General features: G+C 59.6%; 12 protein-coding genes. 2 read left to right on the top strand and 10 right to left on the bottom strand.

Annotated features, from left to right (window positions below):
• Positions 1–66: 66 nt before the first annotated feature.
• The 7 genes from ACZ1JW_RS05380 to ACZ1JW_RS05350 all read right to left on the bottom strand — a co-directional run bounded on the left by ACZ1JW_RS05380 (position 67) and on the right by ACZ1JW_RS05350 (position 10,632).
• Positions 67–1,740: a hydantoinase B/oxoprolinase family protein gene (locus ACZ1JW_RS05380; RefSeq protein ID WP_465142241.1), complete on the bottom strand. Its 1,674-nt coding sequence runs from the start codon at positions 1,738–1,740 to the stop codon at positions 67–69.
• Between the two features lie 11 nt (positions 1,741–1,751).
• Positions 1,752–3,800: a hydantoinase/oxoprolinase family protein gene (locus ACZ1JW_RS05375; protein ID WP_465142240.1), complete on the bottom strand. Its 2,049-nt coding sequence runs from the start codon at positions 3,798–3,800 to the stop codon at positions 1,752–1,754.
• Positions 3,801–3,804: 4 nt separating this feature from the next.
• On the bottom strand, positions 3,805–4,131 hold the full coding sequence (locus ACZ1JW_RS05370; protein WP_465142239.1) for a cupin domain-containing protein: 327 nt from the start codon (positions 4,129–4,131) through the stop codon (positions 3,805–3,807).
• Between the two features lie 11 nt (positions 4,132–4,142).
• The gene (locus ACZ1JW_RS05365; protein WP_465142238.1) at positions 4,143–4,934 is read right to left on the bottom strand and encodes an aspartate/glutamate racemase family protein; all 792 of its coding nucleotides are present in this window, start codon (positions 4,932–4,934) and stop codon (positions 4,143–4,145) included.
• An 89-nt stretch (positions 4,935–5,023) separates the two neighbouring features.
• Positions 5,024–7,150, bottom strand: coding sequence for a TonB-dependent receptor (locus tag ACZ1JW_RS05360; protein ID WP_465142237.1), 2,127 nt, complete (start codon positions 7,148–7,150; stop codon positions 5,024–5,026).
• Positions 7,151–7,449: 299 nt separating this feature from the next.
• Positions 7,450–10,125, bottom strand: coding sequence for a LuxR C-terminal-related transcriptional regulator (locus ACZ1JW_RS05355; RefSeq protein ID WP_465142236.1), 2,676 nt, complete (start codon positions 10,123–10,125; stop codon positions 7,450–7,452).
• A 27-nt stretch (positions 10,126–10,152) separates the two neighbouring features.
• Positions 10,153–10,632 (bottom strand): Lrp/AsnC ligand binding domain-containing protein, encoded by a 480-nt coding sequence (locus ACZ1JW_RS05350; protein WP_465142235.1) that lies wholly within the window; start codon positions 10,630–10,632, stop codon positions 10,153–10,155.
• A gap of 114 nt (positions 10,633–10,746) precedes the next feature.
• Between ACZ1JW_RS05350 and putA the strand changes: the two genes are divergently transcribed.
• Positions 10,747–13,857, top strand: coding sequence for a bifunctional proline dehydrogenase/L-glutamate gamma-semialdehyde dehydrogenase PutA (gene putA, locus ACZ1JW_RS05345; RefSeq protein WP_465142234.1), 3,111 nt, complete (start codon positions 10,747–10,749; stop codon positions 13,855–13,857).
• 14 nt (positions 13,858–13,871) lie between these two features.
• Positions 13,872–14,945, top strand: a complete 1,074-nt coding sequence (locus tag ACZ1JW_RS05340) for a Glu/Leu/Phe/Val dehydrogenase family protein (RefSeq protein ID WP_465142233.1) — start codon at positions 13,872–13,874, stop codon at positions 14,943–14,945.
• 24 nt (positions 14,946–14,969) lie between these two features.
• On the opposite strand, the gene ACZ1JW_RS05335 is transcribed toward ACZ1JW_RS05340, so the two are convergent.
• From ACZ1JW_RS05335 to ACZ1JW_RS05325, 3 genes are read right to left on the bottom strand one after another with little or no spacing between them, the layout of a single operon-like run.
• Positions 14,970–16,271, bottom strand: a complete 1,302-nt coding sequence (locus tag ACZ1JW_RS05335; protein ID WP_465142232.1) for an MFS transporter — start codon at positions 16,269–16,271, stop codon at positions 14,970–14,972.
• The gene (gene lhpI, locus ACZ1JW_RS05330) at positions 16,268–17,242 is read right to left on the bottom strand and encodes a bifunctional Delta(1)-pyrroline-2-carboxylate/Delta(1)-piperideine-2-carboxylate reductase (protein ID WP_465142231.1); all 975 of its coding nucleotides are present in this window, start codon (positions 17,240–17,242) and stop codon (positions 16,268–16,270) included. Before lhpI ends, ACZ1JW_RS05335 begins: the two co-directional genes overlap by 4 nt.
• The gene (locus ACZ1JW_RS05325) at positions 17,239–18,510 is read right to left on the bottom strand and encodes an NAD(P)/FAD-dependent oxidoreductase (protein ID WP_465142230.1); all 1,272 of its coding nucleotides are present in this window, start codon (positions 18,508–18,510) and stop codon (positions 17,239–17,241) included. The genes lhpI and ACZ1JW_RS05325 overlap by 4 nt, the downstream gene beginning before the upstream one ends.
• Positions 18,511–18,513 lie beyond the last annotated feature (3 nt).

The following is an 18,513-nucleotide window of genomic DNA, read 5'->3' as shown; positions in this document are numbered from 1 at the left end:
TCTACCTTCCTCTTGGACTAGGGGCGGTCGAAGCGAGCATCTGACGCAGCACTTCGATTGCTGATGTTACTGCTCGAGGGCGTAGTCCTTCTGCGCCTGTTCCGGCGTCACGAAGCCGTTGCGGATATCCCGCAGCAGGGCATCGCGGTCGCGCTTCGCGGGATCGCCGAAGCCGCCACCGGTGGCCGAATAAAGCCGGATGACTTCGTCCCGCTTCGCGCCGACCGTGGTGCACATGGTATAGCGATCTACCGTCCCATCTAGACGATGGATTTCCGCGTAGTTGTTCGAGCCTTCCTGACCGCCGGCCATTGCCCAGGGGCGTTCAATGCTTCTTGAACAGGCGTAAGTCAGGAAGGCCTCGTCTGCCGTTACCCGGTAGTCCAGCACTACCCCCTTGCCGCCCCTGAACTGACCCGCACCGCCGTCCTGGTTGTGGAAGGCGTACTGGTCGATTTCGATTGCGTAGCGACTTTCGAACAGCTCGCAGGGGATGTTGAATGTCTCGCCATTCGCACAGCAGAACTGGCCGCTGTCCCCGTCCTGGTCATTGGACGCGCCCCAACCGCCGACGAGAGGTTCGCCCATGACGAAAAATTCGCCGTTCTCGGGTCGGATGCCGGAAATGAAGGTGGCGCCAACCGTGCGCTGGTGCCCGGCCGGAAGACGTTGCGGCAGAGCCGGAGCGAGGGCCTTCCAGAACACGTCAATCGCCGCGATCAAAGGCTCGTAATAGTTCGACACTGGCGCAGGCGCTTGGGCGCTGATGATCGTACCCGGGGGGCAGATGACCTTGAGTGGCCGGAACGAGCCTCCGTTGGCGGGGATTTCCGGATTGGTCACCGCTTTGAACAAGCAACGAGCGCCGGTAATCAGCCCGGTATAAGAGCAATTGATCGGGCCAATGCACTGGGGCGACGTCCCGGTATAGTCTACGATCATCTCGCAATCGGAGATGGTGACCTTTACCTTGATGGTGAACGGACCGTTGCCGAGGCCGTCCTCTTCGACAATGTCCTCAGCCTCGAATACGCCCTTGGGAAGCTTGACAAGCTCGGCGCGCGTCATGCGCTCGCCGTAGTCCAGCAGGTCACGCATGGCAGTGAGCAGTTGATCCTTGCCGTAGCGTTCAAGCAGTTCGCCGATTCGGCGGGCTCCGACGCGAGCCGCCGCGACCCCGGCGTGCATGTCACCGATGGTCGAGTCCGGAAGGCGAACATTGTCCCTGATGAGTTGCACCAGCGACTGGTTGATTTCGCCACGATCGTAGAGCTTGAGGAAGGTAAATCGCAGGCCCTCCTGGTAGATCTCTGTGGCGTTGGTGGAAACGCTGCCGGGCTGCGCGCCCCCAACCTCGGTCCAGTGCGCCTTGTTGACGGTCCAGGCAATCAGCTCGTCTTCGGCAAAAACCGGAACGAGGATGACGACATCCGACAGGTGTGTACCACCACCCTCGTAGGGCGTATTCGAGATGAACACGTCGCCCGGCCGGATCGAACTCGGATCGGGATAGTGCTCGAGCAGGGAGACGACAGCGGTGTCCAGTGTCGCGAGGAACGCGGTGACACCATTGCCTTGAGCCAGCAAGTTGCCCGTCGCGTCCGTTGCGCCAACCGCGAAGTCGGTGGTTTCGTAGATGATCGGGCTCATGCTCGTCCGGAGCATCGCGTTGAACATCTCTTCGCCAAGGGCGACGATGGTGTCCTTGATAATCTCGATCGTGAAGATGTCGTGCTGCATGATGCCGCTCCTCAGGCCTGGAGATGGATATGATAGTTGCCGAAGCGATCTACGCTGACCCGATGGGGCGGCGGCACGACGCAGGTTACTGACGGCTCCTGAATGATCGCAGGTCCCGCGAACTGCATTCCCGGCTCGAGTTTCAGACCATCGTAGATCGTCGCGGTGTGGATGCCGTGCTGATCGAAATCGACTTCCCGCTCGCCGATGACCGAGTCGGCAAGAACCGCGCCCGTCGACGCCTTTTCGGTGAGATCGGGTTTGGCGACCGCAACCGAAGCGACAAGGTGGAAGTTCACCACTTCCAGCGCATTATCGAGCCGGTAGGTAAACCGCTTCTCGTGGGCCGCATGGAATGAGTTGGCAGTCAGAACGATGTCGATTTCGCCAGCCGCGTCACGCACAATCGGTATTTTGACCGTATGCTCCTGCCCGATGTAGCGCACGTCGAGAAAATGCTCGAACTCAACATCGCTGCGACCATAGTCGACAGCGGCCTGGGATCGCATGGCGCTGAACGTATCGCGCAAAATCGCATTCTGCGCATCCTCAAGCTTGGTCAGACGCGTCTGAAGGTAGTCGCGGCGAAGGTCCGTAAGGAGCATGCCCCAAGCCGAGAACACCGACGAATTCACCGGCACGATGACATGCGGAACTCGCAGCTCCTCGGCCAGGGCAACGGCGTGCATCGCACCTCCACCGCCGAACGCCATGAGTGCGAAGTCGCGGGGATCATAGCCCTTGTTGGTCGATACCAGACGCAGCGCCCCCGTCATGTTGGCATTGGCGATGCGGACGATACCGCGAGCAACCTCGGCTCTCGAGAGACCCAATTGCTCCTGGAGCGGCTGGAAGGCGGCATCGACAGCAGCCCAGTCCGGATCACGCTCACCACCGACGAAGCTCTTCGGGTCAATCCGGCCGAGCACGAGGTTCGCATCGGTGGTCGTCGCATTCGTGCCGCCGCGGCCATAGGCTGCCGGGCCGGGTCGCGCGCCCGCTGACTTGGGGCCAACGTGAAGCTTCTTGCCTTCATCGACCCAGGCGATCGAGCCGCCGCCGTTGCCGATCTCCACGATTTCGGAAACAGCGGTCTGGATCGGGTAGCCAGGTGTCTTGCTGTCCTTTTCGATATGATACTCGGTCGTGACCTTGACCTCGCCATTTTCGACCAGCGTGCACTTTGCCGTCGTGCCGCCAATGTCGAGGACAATGAGGTTGGGTTCGTCGATCTTCTTGCCCATGTAGGCGGCGGCAAAAATGCCGCTTGCAGGACCGGATTCAACCATCGCGATGGGGTTCGCTTTGGCGGCTTCAGCCGTTGCGATGCCGCCATTCGACTGCATCATGTACAACGGCTCGCTGTAGCCAGAATCCTTGAGACGCGCTTCAAGGCGTTCAATGTAGCGCTCGGTGATGGGATGGACGTAAGCCGAGAGAACCGTTGTGTTCGTTCGTTCGTATTCACGCCATTCGCGGCTCACCTCGTGTGATGCGAGGACCGAGACTTCTGGCCAGATCCGACGAATCTCTGCGAGAACGAGTTGCTCGTTGGACGGCTCGACATAAGCATGGAGAAACGCGATCGCGATGGCCTCCACACCGTCAGCTTTAAATTGCTCGATGATCTGCGGGAGCGGTGACAGGTCGACCTTCCGCTTGATTGCGCCTTGGTAGGTGACCCGCTCATCGAGTTCGGCGCGCAGGTAGCGCTCAACGAAAGGCTTCGGCTTTCGAAAGTTGAAGTTGAACAAGTCGGGCCGGTTTCCCCGAGCGATTTCAATGACGTCGCGAAAGCCTTTGGTCGTGATCAGCGCGGTCTTGACGCCCTTGCGTTCAGTCAGCGCATTGATCACCACAGTCGAACCATGCGCGAAGAAGTCGAGGTCGCCGATATTGACGCCCGCTTTCGCCAAAGTGTCGAGCACGCCTTGTTCAAAGTTCGGCGGTGTGGTGTCCGCCTTCGCGGTTTGAACGGCGCCGCAAGCACCAGTGGCCGGGTCGACCGAATAGTAGACCAGGTCGGTGAATGTCCCGCCAACGTCGCTCGATGCGCGCATGGCCTTACTCCTTGTTTTCGGTAAGCAGGAAATAGACCACGCGTCCGGGCGTGATCGTCTTGGTCGCGTGAGGCTCGCCGGCCGGAATGGTCACGAGGCTGTCTTTGGTGACCAACGTCACGCCTTGCGGGGTCTCGACTTCGAATTCGCCGTCAAGAATGAAGGAAACCTCCATTCCATCATGTGTGACGAAACCTTCGGCGGGCTGCCGGACACCAGCAGGAAAGCTTGCAATGCCAAAGGTTGTGTTGACCGGTGCTCCGAAGGCCTGTTCGCCGAGATTCTCGATCTGCAGCGCGGCTTCATCCCAAGAAAATGGAAGTATCTGCATGGTTCTGGACCTCAATATGTGACTTTGTTGCCGATAGGTGCGGGCTGCTCGAAGAGCGCATATTCGGCCATTTCGGCTTCCGGTGGGGGCGCGCAGCTCCACAGGCGGCTTGGCTTGAGGTCGAGCTGGCTTTGCAGGCCACCGAGGAACTCAGCCATCTTGAAAGCGGCGATAATCGGATCGATTACCGGGATACCCAGTTCCTTTTGCACGACTTCATGCATGCCGAATGAGCAGGTGCATCCCAGGATAAGGGCTTCGGCCTTATCTTCTTCGATCGCGCGACGGCCGGCTTCCATGATCTGAGATGCCGTGTAGTCGCAGTCCTTCTGGAGATCGGGCACGCCAATATCGATGGAGCGCATTGAGGCCAGACGATCACTGTAGCCATAGGCGGAGACCCGCTCGCGCATCTGCACGGCCCACTTTTCCTGACCGATAATGACAGAGAAGCGGTTGGCGATGTTTCCGGCGATCTGAACCGCTGCCTGGCAAGGGGCGACCACAACGGTCGAGCCGGAGATTTCCCGGGCATCTTCGAGACCGGGATCGTAGAAGCATCCGATGACCATTGAGTGATAGCCCTGCTGGTCGGCCCAGCGCGCCAGGCGCACCATGTCGCCAATGATCAGGGCCGAGTAGGCACGGTATTCGAGGTGATGTGGCAAATAGGGCGTGCTGAGTGACACCACGTCGATCTGGGTGGTCGGTGCCTTAATGGCTCCCATGACCTCGCCCATGGGGTCGTCATATCCAGAGCTTCCGATCGGATTGACCCAGAGAACCTTGGTTGCCTTTGTCATACGCAATTCCTTCCCATCGCCCGGGTCGCGGACGGAGATCTTGTGCTTGAAACGAAGGCGGGGCCGCCCGCAGGCGGCCCCGGATCCGATTAGAACTTGAGGTTGAAATCCACCGACCAGGTCCGCGGCATGCCGGGATGAGCGAAGCCGCCAAGGACCCATTCGGAGTTATATTTCTTGTCGAACAGGTTATCGACGGTCCCGATCAATGACCACTTCTGGTCAGGTCCTTCAAAGCCGAAGCGAAGGTTGACCAGTTCATAGCCGTTGCGGGGAGTGGTGTTCTCCGGATCCCAATACTGCTTGCCGTGATGCTCGACGTCGGCGCGAGCAAACAGGCCGAAGCTCTGGGTCAGAGGCGCACGGTATTGCGCGCCCAGCGCCCAACTGTCCTTCGGCACGTAGGGCGTCACGTTGCCCACCAGAAGCGGGTTGACCGCGTACTGCTTCACCCGGCTGTTGGTGTAGCCGTAGTTGGCAAAGACATCGAAATTGTCGGTCAGCTTAGCCTGAGCTTCGAGTTCGAAGCCGGTGGAACGGACACGGTCGATGTTGACGAGCACCTGAGCGCCGATGGAGCCGATGAACACGAAATACAGCGGGTTCTTGTCGCGGGTGGTGTAGAACGTGCCGTTCAGGCGGAGGTGGTTGTCGAGCAGCGAGCTCTTGAAGCCGAGTTCCAGAGTCTGGACCTCTTCCTGCTTGACCACGTCTGACACACCGTTGACGCCGGCAGCGATCGCAGCGCTCGCAACACCGCTCTGGTTGAACTGACCGGAACGGAAGCCGACACCCCAGGACCCGAACAGATTGAAGTTATCACTGACCTTGTAGCGGGCGGTGAACTTGGGCTGGAACAGGTCGTAAGTGTTGGTCTTCAAGCAGGCCGTCGAGTTCGCGACCGTGCAACCGGCTGGCAGGGAACCGGTCTGGATCGGCAGGACAAACTGGCGGCGGCTGTCCTTGTCGTAACGACCAGCAACCGACAATTCGAGCTTGTCGGTTACGTCGTAGGCCAGGTTACCGAAGACCGCCCAAGCCTTGTTGTGATTGTCGTCTGCCAGGAACGAAAGCGTCGGGTTGTCCGGGTTGGTGAACTGCGGGGTGCGATAGATATCGACGATCCCCTTCAGATTATCGTCGCCCGTCGTGGTCGAGATGAAGCGCTTGGTGTCGAGGTAATAGGCCCCGACCATCCAACGGAAAGGCTGGTTCGACGGCGACGTGATGCGCAGTTCGTTGGACCAAGCCTTCACGTCCTCGTACTGCGTTTGGGTCCCGTCCGTGCCGAACACGTCAATGCTCGCGGTGTAGGGGAACTGGTCGCCTTCGACATATTCGGAAACGTGGTCGTAGGCCGTGATATTGGTGATCGTGGCGAACCCCGCGTTGTATTCCAGCTTCAGCGAAACCTGGGTGGTCTTGCGATCGCCGTGACCGAGGTTGGTCGCACAGAACGAGCGAACCACGCGATTGGCATCACCCGCCGGTCCGCCAAAGGGATTGGCAGGGTCGAGGAAGCACGGCTTGGCGGGGTCGAACTTCGAGCCCTGGTACTGGAAATTCACGCCGCCGCCGGTAGTGTGGCCGTACTGGGCCTTCAGATCAGCGGTGAAATCGGGGCCCAGCTGAGCGAAAAGTTGGCCGCGAAGATTGAGGTCTTCGACACCATCGACCTTCTTGTTGAGGTGGGTGTTGAAATAGTAGCCATCGAGATTGCGGTAGCTGCCTGACGCCCGGAAGCGCAGGGCTTCGCCCGCGACCGGACCCGACAGCGAGAAGCGGCCATGCCAGTCATTGCCACGGCCATAACCCGCAGAGGCCGAACCTTCGAACGTCTCGCTTGGCTTCTTCGTGTTGATGACGATGGCGCCGCCGATCGCGTTGCGGCCGTAGAGCGCGCCCTGCGGACCACGCAGCACTTCGATGCTCTGAAGGTCGAAGAGGTCTTGGGTGAGCTGACGGGACGTGACCTGCTGGACGCCGTCGATCACCACCGCCACAGGGCTTTCACCGTTTCGAACTTGCGACACGCCGCGCACGGTCAAGAACGACACGCCTGCGCTCTGCGACTGGTTGATCGAAATGTTCGGAGTCGAAGAAAGGAAATCGCTGACGCCAGTGATCTTGCGGTCTTCGATGGTCTTCGCGGAGAATGCAGTCACCGCAACCGGCACATTCTGGAGCGTTTCATCACGACCGCGGGCCGTAACCACGATCTCCTCGACGCCCGCATTGCTTTGAGCGGTTGAGTCCTGCGCAAAAGCAGGCAGTGACCATACCGTTGCTCCGATAGCAGTTCCGAGTAGCAGACCAATCCTGACCGTATTCCCCATTGTTCCCTCCGTGCGCCTCGACCGATCACTTCCGATTTGAGCGTTCAGCCGCATAAATTGCGTGGTCTGCACATTCATCCGCTCAACTTAGTTGGAGGCAACGAGTGGGAAGCGTAGCGGTTTATCCAAAACGGGTAGGTCGTAGGGACTTTCTCCAAAAACCTACTCGTTCGAGTAGGTCAAATCAGCTTGAGTTGTTTGGCGCGCGCAACGGCTTCGGTCCGGCGTTCCGCCCCGAGCTTCACGAAAATGTTCTTGAGATGGAATTTTACCGTGTGCTCGGTCATGTCCAGCAGCCTGGCAATTTCCTTATTCGACCGACCATTGGCAAGTTCATCAAGAACTTCACGTTCACGGACGCTCAAGCCTCCCGAATTGGAGTCATCGGCTTCCGAACCTTGCCGGGTTATGCGGTCGACAAGCGACCCTGCAAACTCGATCACCAAAATGTCGATGAAGGCATCCTGAGCGTGGCGGGTAACTGCCCGAAGAAGCGGCACAATGCCCTTCTGTCCGAGAAATGGACCTACCATGCCTTCGGGTGCCGCGACCGAAAGCGCCTCGGTTAGATCATCGATCGCCTTGCCGCGCTGTCCGGAAAGGTCGTGCATAAGGGCACGGGAGACGAGAAGGCGAACGAAGTGAAGGTTCGCGCCGAATGTCTGGGCACAAGTGATGGCTTCGTTCAGGGCATTGATCGCCCGGGAGCGGTCGATGCTTGCGTAGTATGAAGCCAGTGCCGCGCGACTTTCGAGGAAGGGCAGCCACCAGAAAGGTTCAGTTTGCCATATTCCGGTCGGCAGCTGCTGGACGAGCTTCATAGCCTTGGTGCTGCGGTCAGCGCCTTGGGTAAGCCCGACTTGGATAGAGTCCGCGATCTGAGCAAGCCGCTTTAGGCCCCTGCGGTCGGCAATCCGCTGGGCCCTTGAGACCGCGTCATCAGGGCTATCAAGGTGGTAGGCTTCGACCACCACGCCGGCTGCGAAGATATCGAACCAGCCATCGTAATGTTCAACCTGCTCAAGATCGGCGCGGGACTGTTCGGCTGTGTAGTTAGCCTGCTGGCCCATCCAGTGCTGGAGGGCTCCGGTCAGCAATCGCGAGAGAGCCCTTAGGCCAGGGTCATGGGCGAAGTTCTCTTCCGCCATGCGCCGCGCCACGCCGAAATGCGCTTCGGCGGCTTTGAGCCTGCCCTGGTACAGCGCGGCAAGGCCAGCATGGAGATAGCAGTAGTTGAGCCCCAGCACGGTCCGGGCTTCGCGCATTGTCCGCATAGTTGCTTGGGCAAGGTGGTCGGCATTAGCAAATTGTCCGACGGCGAGTTCGCAGACAATCAACTGGCAGGCCAGGATCGACCGGGTTAGCGGATCGTCGGCCGGCACTCCGGTCAACCGCTGCTGCAATCCGAGCATGTCCTGGGTCGAAACCGGCGTGTCTTCGTAGACAAAGATCAGGGTGCCGACGTTGAGAATGTCTCGCTGCAGCCTCGTCAGATCACTTTTGTGCCGAGCGTTGGCTGCCGCATCGAGAAGGGCGCGTGATTCCGCGAGCAGACCGTCTTTGACGCCAAGATAGGCCTTCGCGAGCAGGATTCTCGGGTACTGCGTGGAAACGTCGTCGGGAATGTGTTGAAGCAAGCCCCGCAGGTAGCCAATCCCACCGAAAAGAATCAGCTCCCATCCGCCAGCTTTCTCAACGAGGCTCGCACAGCGGTCAAAATCGCGCGCCTCGCGCGAGTGCCGGACTGCCTCGGCCATGTATCCGTTGTCTTCGAACCATTGCGATGCCCGGCGGTGTATTTGGACGAACGCGTCGTCGCCAAAGCGTCGGCGGAGTTCCTTCTGAAGAAATTCAGCAAAGAGATGGTGATAGCGATAGGACGAGTCATTGCCCTCGGCACGTGTAACCAGAGCATTAAGTGGCTCCAGGTTGCCCAGAAGTGTTTCACTTCCACCTTTGCCTCTAATGGCATCGGCCAGTTCCGCCGTGAAACGCTCTACGACCGAAGTGTAGCAGAGAAACTCCTGCAGCTCGTCGGGAAGGCCGCTCACGATCTGTTCCGCAAGATACGTGGCAATGTGACCGCTGTGTCCGTGAAATTTGTCGAAATGCCCCTTCGTCGGAGCATCTGTCACCACAAGCCGCGCGAGTTGAACCGCGACCGGCCACCCTTCGGTCCGATCATAGAGCAGGGAAAGCGCCTCGCTGTCGGTAGTTGGTTGAAAAACCGATGCGAGTTCTTCTCTCGAAAAGCGCAGGAATTCAGCTGTAAGTTCTTCGGCCCGACCGGACGCCAAAAGAGCCCCGATGTCGAACGGTAGCGGCGTCCTGGTCGAAGCAATGACCGTCAAGTTGCCAGGGGCGGCAGCGAGCATTTCTCTCAGTAGCGCGTCGACCTTCGGTGCATTCACCCGGTGATAGTCGTCGAGCACAAGGACGACCGGACGTTGCAGGGCTGCAACGGATTCCAGCAAGGCGGACAAGGCGGTGGAGAGACCGCCAGCAAAGAAGCCCTCCTCCGCTCCGGCCTCAAGTCCGCGCGTGGCAACGCCGACATTGGCGAACGTGGCGATCACATAAGAGAGAAATTGGGCAGGTTCGCGATCACCTTCATCAAGACTTAGCCAAGCGACTGTTGTCCCGTCCACGATCTGTTTGCGGCACCATTCTGCGACCGTAGTCGACTTGGCATATCCTGCTGGCGCTATGACAACGCCGAGGCCAAGGTCCAGCCATCCATCGAGCCGTTCGAGAAGCTTCGCCCGAAAGATCAAGCGTGCATTCTTGCGGGGCATCTCGAGCTTGGATCGAAGGATCCAGTGGCGGGATTGCTCGGCTTGCTTTGGTTCATTCATGGCTTGGCTCTCAGTTCGGTTCTTCGATCAAGCCGGAGCGACCGGAAGAATTGTGGTTTCCTTGACCTGTTCCAGCACCGCGTAGGTTCGGGTTTCGCGCACTCCGGGAACCGAAGCGAGGATGTTGCCGAGGAATGTTCTGTAGGCCGTCATGTCCGAGACCCGCGCCTTGATCAGATAGTCGAAGCCACCCGCCACCATGTGGCATTCGAGAATTTCGGGAATCGACCCGACGTGCTCGGCGAATGCGCGAAAGACATCGTCGGTCGTGCGATCGAGCAACACCTCCACGAAGATCAGGAGATCGCAGTCTAGGGCCTTGGGTTCGATGAGTGTCACCGTCGCCCGGATCACCCCGGATTCTCTAAGCCTGCGGACACGATCGTGACAGGCGGCGGGAGACAGGCCGCACGTCTTGGCGAGATCCAGATTGGTGATTCGTCCGTCGCGCTGAAGGACATCAATCAATCGGCGATCCGTTGCATCTAGCGAATATCGTTCATTCATGCTCCGATAATGGCGCGATCAATTCCGAAAGCAATGCAAAAATACGAAGCACATTCGCGCCAATCAAAGTTAGCCTGACCCGGAAGTTGCAATCCCTCCTGAAGGACGAGCGGAATGAACACGGGGCAGAACTGGGACGAACTGGACGCTGGGAAGTTTGCCGACGAGGCCGAAGTCATCGCCGGATTGCTGGCGAGCGAACCGCTGGCGGCAGACGCCAGGCAAGCCGTTGTAGAGCGGGCAGCAGAACTCGTTTCGGGCGCTCGCACCTCCGCGCGCAAGCAAGGCGTCGTCGAAAGCTTCCTCAAGGAATTTTCGCTCGGCACCCGCGAAGGCCTCGCGCTCATGTGTCTTGCCGAAGCCTTGCTTCGCACGCCTGATGCCGAAACCCGTGACCGACTGATTGCCGAAAAAATCTCGATGGCCGACTGGGCGAGCCACCTCGGCAAGTCGGACAGCCTGTTCGTGAATGCTTCGACCTGGGGGTTGATGCTCACAGGCAAGCTCGTCGATGTCGATGAAGAGGCAAAGCGGGATGTTGGCGGCTACCTGAAGCGTCTGACGGCGAAGGCCGGGGAACCAGTTATTCGCCAGGCTGTCGCGGCAGCAGTGCGTATAATGGGCGAACAGTTCGTGTTGGGGCGCACGATCGGAGATGCGCTCAAGCGCGCGAAGCGCGAAAAGATGCTCTGCTCATTCGATATGCTCGGCGAAGGCGCCCGCACTGACGACGATGCAGAGCGCTATGCGCGCATTTATGCTGAGGCGATTGAAACCGTCGGGAAGGCCGCGAACGGCAACGGCCCCGAGCAAGGGCACGGTGTATCGGTCAAGCTATCGGCACTGTTTCCCCGCTACGAAGCTGCACAAGAAGATCGGGTCTGGGCCGGGCTCTATCCGCGGCTCAAGACACTAGCGCTGATCGCCGCACGTCACGATCTCAACTTTGCGATTGATGCCGAGGAGGCCGATCGACTGGTGCTTTCGCTCAAGCTGGTCGAGCGACTGGCGCACGAGCCCGAGCTCGGTGATTGGCGCGGGCTTGGCGTGGTCGTGCAGGCGTACCAGAAGCGCGGCATCGCCGTTATCGAGCGGCTTGCGGACCTAGCGAGACGATCCGGACGGCGGATTATGATCCGTCTGGTCAAGGGTGCCTACTGGGACAGCGAAATCAAGCGCGCGCAGGTGTCTGGCATGCCTGATTATCCGGTGTTCACGACAAAGGCCGCGACAGACCTGTCATATCTGGCGTGCGCAAAGGCTCTGATTGCTTCAGCCCCCAATCTTTATCCTCAGTTCGCAACGCATAATGCGCATACTCTGGCTGCGGTTCGTCACATGGCCGAAGAAGCGAACGTATCCATCGAGCACCAGCGCCTCCACGGCATGGGCGAGGCGCTCTATGAGGCTGCCGAGATGGCTTACGGTAAGCTCACTCTTCGAGCCTATGCGCCGGTGGGTGGGCACGAAGACCTCCTCCCCTACCTGGTCCGCCGCCTTCTGGAAAATGGGGCAAACAGTTCCTTCGTCCATGTTCTGTTGGACGAGACCATTCCGGCGATCGATGTGGTGCGCGATCCGATCGCAGTGGTCGAGGCCAGCCCCGACCGCCACCCGAGACTGCCTGTTCCGCGCGACATCTATGGGCCAGATCGGATCAACCCCCTCGGCCGGGATCTCAGTCAGGCTTCGGTACGCGACAGCTATGCCCGCTATTTGGCCGACCAAGTCAGCGCACGCCCAATCGCTGGTCCGATCATCGCCGGGAAGTTGCAGGGCGATGGCGCAGTCGAAGTTCGCGCCCCAGGCCGACCCGAAGCGATAATCGGGTCGGTTGTCGCGGCCGCACCTGCGGACGTCGATGCGGCGATTACTCATGCCCGGTCCGCCCAACCCGCCTGGGACCGCTCCGGTGGACTGGCACGGGCGACTGTGCTGCGCGCCATGGGCGACGCGCTTGAAAGCGAGATGGACCAGCTCATGCCACTGCTCGCGCTGGAAGCGGGTAAGACTTTCAACGACGCTGTTGCGGAAGTTCGCGAAGCGGCCGATTTCTGCCGCTATTACGCTGTGCTCGCAGAGCGGGAATTCGGCCCGCCGCAAAGCTTGACCGGTCCGGTTGGCGAGACCAACCAGTGGCAACTGTTTGGACGCGGCGTATTCGCCTGTATCAGTCCCTGGAACTTCCCGCTGGCCATCTTCACTGGCCAGATTGCCGCCGCCCTTGCCGCTGGAAACGCGGTCGTTGCCAAGCCAGCCGAACAGACCCCGCTCATTGCGGCAGCAGCGGTCCGCCTGTTTCACGATGCTGGCCTCGATCCCAGGTTGCTGGCTCTCGTCCCGGGTGAAGGGGCGACAATCGGTGCTGCGCTGGTGGCGCATCCCGGAATCGACGGTGTCGCCTTCACGGGTGGAACCGAGACCGCCTGGGCAATCAATCGGAGTTTGGCAGCGGCGGCGGAGCAAAATCTTCGCCCGATCATCCCTTTCATCGCTGAGACCGGCGGATTGAATGCCATGTTTGTCGATACGACGGCTCTTCGCGAGCAGGTCGTCGATGACGTGATCATATCGGCATTCGGTTCGGCCGGTCAGCGCTGTTCGGCGCTCCGCATGCTGTTCGTGCCGCATGATAGCGCTGACGGCATCATCGAATGCCTGACCGGAGCGCTTGCCGCCCTGAAACTGGGCGACCCGGCCGATCCGGCAACCGATATCGGGCCGGTCATCGACGATGAGGCGCATGCAGCGCTCGAAGCCCATGTGTTGCGACTTGAGAGGGACGCCAAGGTCATTGCCCGCCATCCGGGTGCCGGGATCCCAGGCCACTTCTTTGCACCAACAATCGCGGAGGTTCCCGCTCCGGATTTCCTCGAGCGCGAAGTGTTCGGACCGATCCTTCACATCTGTCGCTACAGCCCTGATGATCTGCCCGAGTACACTGCCCGCCTCTCTGCGCGAGGCTATGGATTGACGCTCGGCGTGCACAGTCGGATCGAACGTTTCGCGCGCGAAATTCAAGCCCTCGTCCCCGCCGGAAACATCTACATCAACCGGTCGATCACCGGTGCGGTCGTTGGGGTTCAACCTTTCGGAGGGGTGGGCCTGTCCGGCACCGGGCCAAAGGCAGGTGGGCCGCACGCATTGCACCGCTTCGCAAACGAGCGCGCCATTTCGAACAACATCATGGCGCAGGGTGGCGACCCGGCCCTCCTCAATCTCTGAGCGGAGGTCGCGAAATGGAACTTGCTGCTTCCGGCGTGGATTTCCGACTTGAGAAGGTCGAGTTCGAGGGTCGCAAACAGACAGTCCTCGAGTTCAAATCAGTCGAAGGCGACGTGGCCGGCTTCATCGTCGTAGATTCCTTGGCGCTCGGCCCCGCCACCGGCGGCTGTCGCTTTGCTTCATATGCATCGCGATCTGACGCTCTTCGCGATGCGCAGCGCCTGGCGCGCGGGATGAGCTTCAAGAATGCATTGGCCGAGTTGCCTCTAGGAGGAGGCAAAAGTGTCATCGTAAGGCCCTCGGACAATTTCGATCGCGACCACGTCTTCGAAGTCTTCGCGAAGGCCCTGAATTACCTAAACGGAACATACCTGGCCGCGGAGGATGTCGGCACATCAGAGGCAGACATGGAACGCATCCAGCAAACCTCGCCGTTCGTTTTCGGACTACCGAAGGATGGCGTGAAGGCAGGTGGCAATCCTTCGCCCCGAACGGCGCAAGGTGTGTTCCTTTCCATCATGGCTCTCCTTGAGCTGAACAACATCGACCCCGCAAACGCTCATATTGCAGTGCAGGGATTAGGTAGCGTGGGACGCGAACTTTGCGGAATGTTGCTAAATCGAGGTTCGCGATTGACGGTTGCAGACGTCGATGCCGCTGCTGTCAGGCAATTCCTTAGCGCGCCGAGGCTATCTGTTGTCGACACAGGACACATCCACACAGTTACGGCAGATCTGTTCGCACCTTGCGCGCTTGGAGCCGGCCTCAACGCTCGAACCATACCGGAGTTGGGTGCGAAGATCGTCGCTGGCGCAGCAAACAATCAGCTCGAGGGGCCAGACGACGCGTTTTCCCTTGCCAGAAGAAATATCCTCTATGCGCCAGACTTCGTTGTGAATGCTGGCGGCATCATCAATGTGGCATGCGAATACCTTGGTGAAACTGAGGATCAGGTCGAGCGCCGGGTTTCGGCCATACCGGCTCGCCTCATCGGGCTCATTCACGAAGCGCATGCAAAGCACATCACGCCAAGTCAGGTCGCCGAACTAAAGGCCAATGAGAAAATTACGGAGCGGGAGCCCAGCTAGGCAACGGCCAAAAAAACCTGTCGCTCAATTCTGGTGGCCCCCGGCTCTCGACGTAGCGCGGCGCGCCAGGAGGAACAGTATCAGTGACAGTATCGAGGCTGGCACGACAACGATTGCAATTGCGACCCCGACGGCATCGGGGCGCTTGAAGCCAAACTCGGTCACCGATGCGACGATCGTGGGGCCAAGCCCAAGGCCGAGCAACGTGTTGCAGAATGCGACAAAAGACATGGCTATCCCTCGCATTTCGTTCGGCATCGCGTGCTGAAGTGCAGCAATGCCGCCAATTGCTCCGAAGGACGAGGCTAGAGTCCACAATCCCAGGCCAAACAGAACATATTCCGGCCGGGGACCTGCGACGAATGCGGCGGCAACCGCTCCAACAAGAGCCGCCCCGGCGGCTACCTTGAAGCGTGCCGGTTCCCCAAAGCGCTTTGCTGCCGCATCTGACATTGCGCCGCCGAGGACCGCTCCCGCTATGCCAGTAACCGTCGTGATCAACGAGAAGTAGCCGCCGATCTTGTCCGGACTCCATCCAAACTTGCGGGTCAATGTTGAGGGAACCCAACTGTAGAGACCGTAGTCTCCGACGGAGAGAAGAGCGACGCCAATGAGGAGAGAAAGGAGCAAGATACGCGCTGACCGGACATGAGCGATGACGGCGGCCACGCTGGCTTCGCTCTCGCGTTCTTGTCGGACAGGTTCACGGACGGTCAGCGTCAAGACCGGGATGACTAAACCTGCAAGCCCAACCAGTACCAACACGATCCGCCAGTCGGCCAGACCGGCCAGAAGCGGAACTCCGGCAAATGCTCCATGCTGGGCCGAGGAGAGCAGAGCGCCGCCAATTCCTACTGAGCCCGGACCGCCGACAACCATGCCCATCATGAAGACGCCTAGGGCAGTTCCACGCAGGTGCGCTGGGAAGGAGTCTGAAATGATCGATGCAGCCGCAGGGGCAAGCGCTGCTTCACCCACGCCAACGAGTATTCGGGCGGCAAACAACATCCAGAAACTCGGCGCTAGACCGCAAAGGAGGGTGCCGGTCGTCCAGATTATGGACCCGAGAATGATCAGGTTCCGGCGCGTTTTCCGATCCGCCAGGATGCCAAGAGGCAATCCTGCGAAGACATATACGATGGCAAATGCCGCACCTTGCAGCAGACTCGTTTGCGCGTCACCAATTCCGAGATCCCGCTGGACCGGCTCGACCAGTACGCTGAGGATCATGCGGTCGACATAGGAGACGAAGCCGGCAATGCAGAATACTGCGACCATCCACCACGCCTGTGCGCGGCCGGGAAAAGATGCGGGCGGTAAGGTCATGCGCCAGCCCCGGCTTTGAGCAAGGTGGTTGGCCTGCAAGCTCTCGCTGACTGAACCTTGTCGAGGAAGTAGCGAGCAGCTGCGATGTCGGACAAACCTGTCCCAACCGATTTGAATATCGTCACCGCTTCCGGCCCGTCGCGCCCCACAGCAGCACCTTGCACTATTTCGGCAAGTTCGGTCACCGGCTCCGAAATCCAGCCGCGATGAGCAGGCTCGATCAGATCGCCGCTTTCCTTGAGTGCGGTGGCAGTATCTATGACCAACCGAGCATCTCGAAAGAGAGCGGGGTCGGCTTCCCTCATGTGTGGTGTAAAGCTGCCGACAAAGTCGAGGTGAGTCCCCGGTTTCACCCAGTCCGCCTTGATGAGCGGCTCGCTGCTTAGCGTTGCGCAAGAAACGACATCAGCCGCAGCCGTTGCGGTCGCAAGATCCAATGCAACAGAAACTGTGCAGCCCAGGTCACCAAGGGTTTCAGCGACCATTTCGGCTTTCTCTTGGCTTCTCCCCCAAACCATCACCTTCTTGAAATTGCGCACAGAGGCGTGTGCACGGATCAGGTGAGGCGCCAGCGCCCCCGTCCCTACGACAAGGAGGGTCGATGCGTCGATGCGGCTCATATGTTGCGACGCGAGCGCCGAAATTGCGGCAGTCCGCAGAGCAGTTAAAGCACGGGCCTCTAAAATAGCAGCAGGACTGCCAGTCTGACCGTCTAGCAAAACGTAGACCCCATCGATCGTGGGTAGCCCACATTGAGAATTTCCCGGCATCACCGTTGCGACTTTGACACCGATCGCTGACCGGCCTTGCCATGCCGGCATGACGAGCAGCTTTGCATCATCATTGCCGGGCAGATCGCAATGCATGCGATCCGGGCTCTCAAATGGTTCGGAAAAAGCATGAGAAAGCGCGTCAATCAGTTCTCTCGGTCGCGAGACCCCGAATATCTCGTCATTGGTCAGAACGATCATGCCGCGCGTTCCGCGGCCGTGCCGCCGAAGCGGACGAGAGAATAGGAGTCGATGTTTGCTGGCATGGTGCCTCGAATAATGTCGCGGATGTACTCTGCGGAGATGGCCGCCTGAGTGAGTCCGAGATGCTGGTGACCAAAGGAATAGAAGACGTTCGGTGCCCCGTTCACTCGGCCGATTGCAGGCAGTGAATCGGCAAATGAAGGCCGGGCTCCTACCCAGCGGCTGAGGTTCGTCGTGTCGATGTCAGGCAGGTATCTGCCAGCCAGTTTCAAGAGATTGTCTGCGCGGCGCCAATCCGGCAGGGCATCGGGGGGGGCAAGCTCCACCGTGCCAGCAAGTCGCAAGCCGCCAGTCAATGGCGTGGCAAGAAACGATTCGTGATGGAACGAGACCGGACGGGAGAAACTCTCAGAAACGGCCGGTAGCATGACATGATAGCCGCGCTCTGCTCTCAGTGGTGCGCGCAGGTTGAACCGCTTGATCAATGCGGGTGACCACCAGCCAGCACTAATTACCGCTCGCCGTGCAGATCGGGTCTGTCCGCCACCAATGACCTGGATTTCATCAGGTCCGGAGCGGACTTCGGCGACTTCCATTTGGACGGAAACTCCGCCCCGTTCCAGAAACCTCTCCATCATCATATCGGACAAGTGCCGAGGATCGGTAATTTGGGTAACGGCAGTGTGCAGCGTAGCGCCCGCGACCTTGCCTTTGAGCAGAGGCTCAAGTTCCGCCACTTGCGATGCGTCGAGCAAATCTATCGGGACACCTTCGGCGCTAAGGGCCTCGGCGTTGGCTGTAAGGCTATCGATCGGGCGGTCAGCAGCCACAACATCCAGCATCCCTCGTTCGCGAAATAGGTGGGAATACAGGGTATCGGGAAGCAGTCGCTTCCAGGCGGGCAATGACTCTTCATTGAGCTGGATGAGGCGATCTATGGTGTGCCGTCGATTCGCCGGAAACGCATTAAGAGCGAAACGCCAAAGCCAAGGTGCGTAATTTGGGACATGGCGCCAGGGAAGCGAAAGCGGCGCCATTCGGTCCATCAACATCTTGGGAGCGCCCAGGATGTGTGCAAAGCTCGAGAGGGGGAGTACGAACGAGCTGGCGATTACGCTGGCATTTCCAGACGAACATCCAGCGCCCGGAACGTCGCGATCAATTAGCAGCACCGACATACCAGCGTCCTGCAGACATAACGCTGTTGCTATTCCGACAACGCCGCCGCCGACGATGGCCACATCTGCAGGATTTGGTTCGCTCACAGC

Source organism: Novosphingobium sp. BL-A-28-Hi1-0D (assembly GCF_055521755.1).
The sequence above is the reverse complement of the archived record's forward strand: the minus strand, read 5'-3'. Positions and strand labels throughout refer to the sequence as shown.

Bases quoted from the DNA above. Each gene is read 5' to 3' on its own strand.
- ACZ1JW_RS05380 (WP_465142241.1), bottom strand. From the start codon at position 1,740: ATGCAGCACGACATCTTCACGATCGAGATTATCAAGGACACCATCGTC.
- ACZ1JW_RS05375 (WP_465142240.1), bottom strand. From the start codon at position 3,800: ATGCGCGCATCGAGCGACGTTGGCGGGACATTCACCGACCTGGTCTAC.
- ACZ1JW_RS05370 (WP_465142239.1), bottom strand. From the start codon at position 4,131: ATGCAGATACTTCCATTTTCTTGGGATGAAGCCGCGCTGCAGATCGAG.
- ACZ1JW_RS05365 (WP_465142238.1), bottom strand. From the start codon at position 4,934: ATGACAAAGGCAACCAAGGTTCTCTGGGTCAATCCGATCGGAAGCTCT.
- ACZ1JW_RS05355 (WP_465142236.1), bottom strand. From the start codon at position 10,125: ATGAATGAACCAAAGCAAGCCGAGCAATCCCGCCACTGGATCCTTCGA.
- ACZ1JW_RS05350 (WP_465142235.1), bottom strand. From the start codon at position 10,632: ATGAATGAACGATATTCGCTAGATGCAACGGATCGCCGATTGATTGAT.
- putA (WP_465142234.1), top strand. From the start codon at position 10,747: ATGAACACGGGGCAGAACTGGGACGAACTGGACGCTGGGAAGTTTGCC.
- ACZ1JW_RS05340 (WP_465142233.1), top strand. From the start codon at position 13,872: ATGGAACTTGCTGCTTCCGGCGTGGATTTCCGACTTGAGAAGGTCGAG.
- ACZ1JW_RS05335 (WP_465142232.1), bottom strand. From the start codon at position 16,271: ATGACCTTACCGCCCGCATCTTTTCCCGGCCGCGCACAGGCGTGGTGG.
- lhpI (WP_465142231.1), bottom strand. From the start codon at position 17,242: ATGATCGTTCTGACCAATGACGAGATATTCGGGGTCTCGCGACCGAGA.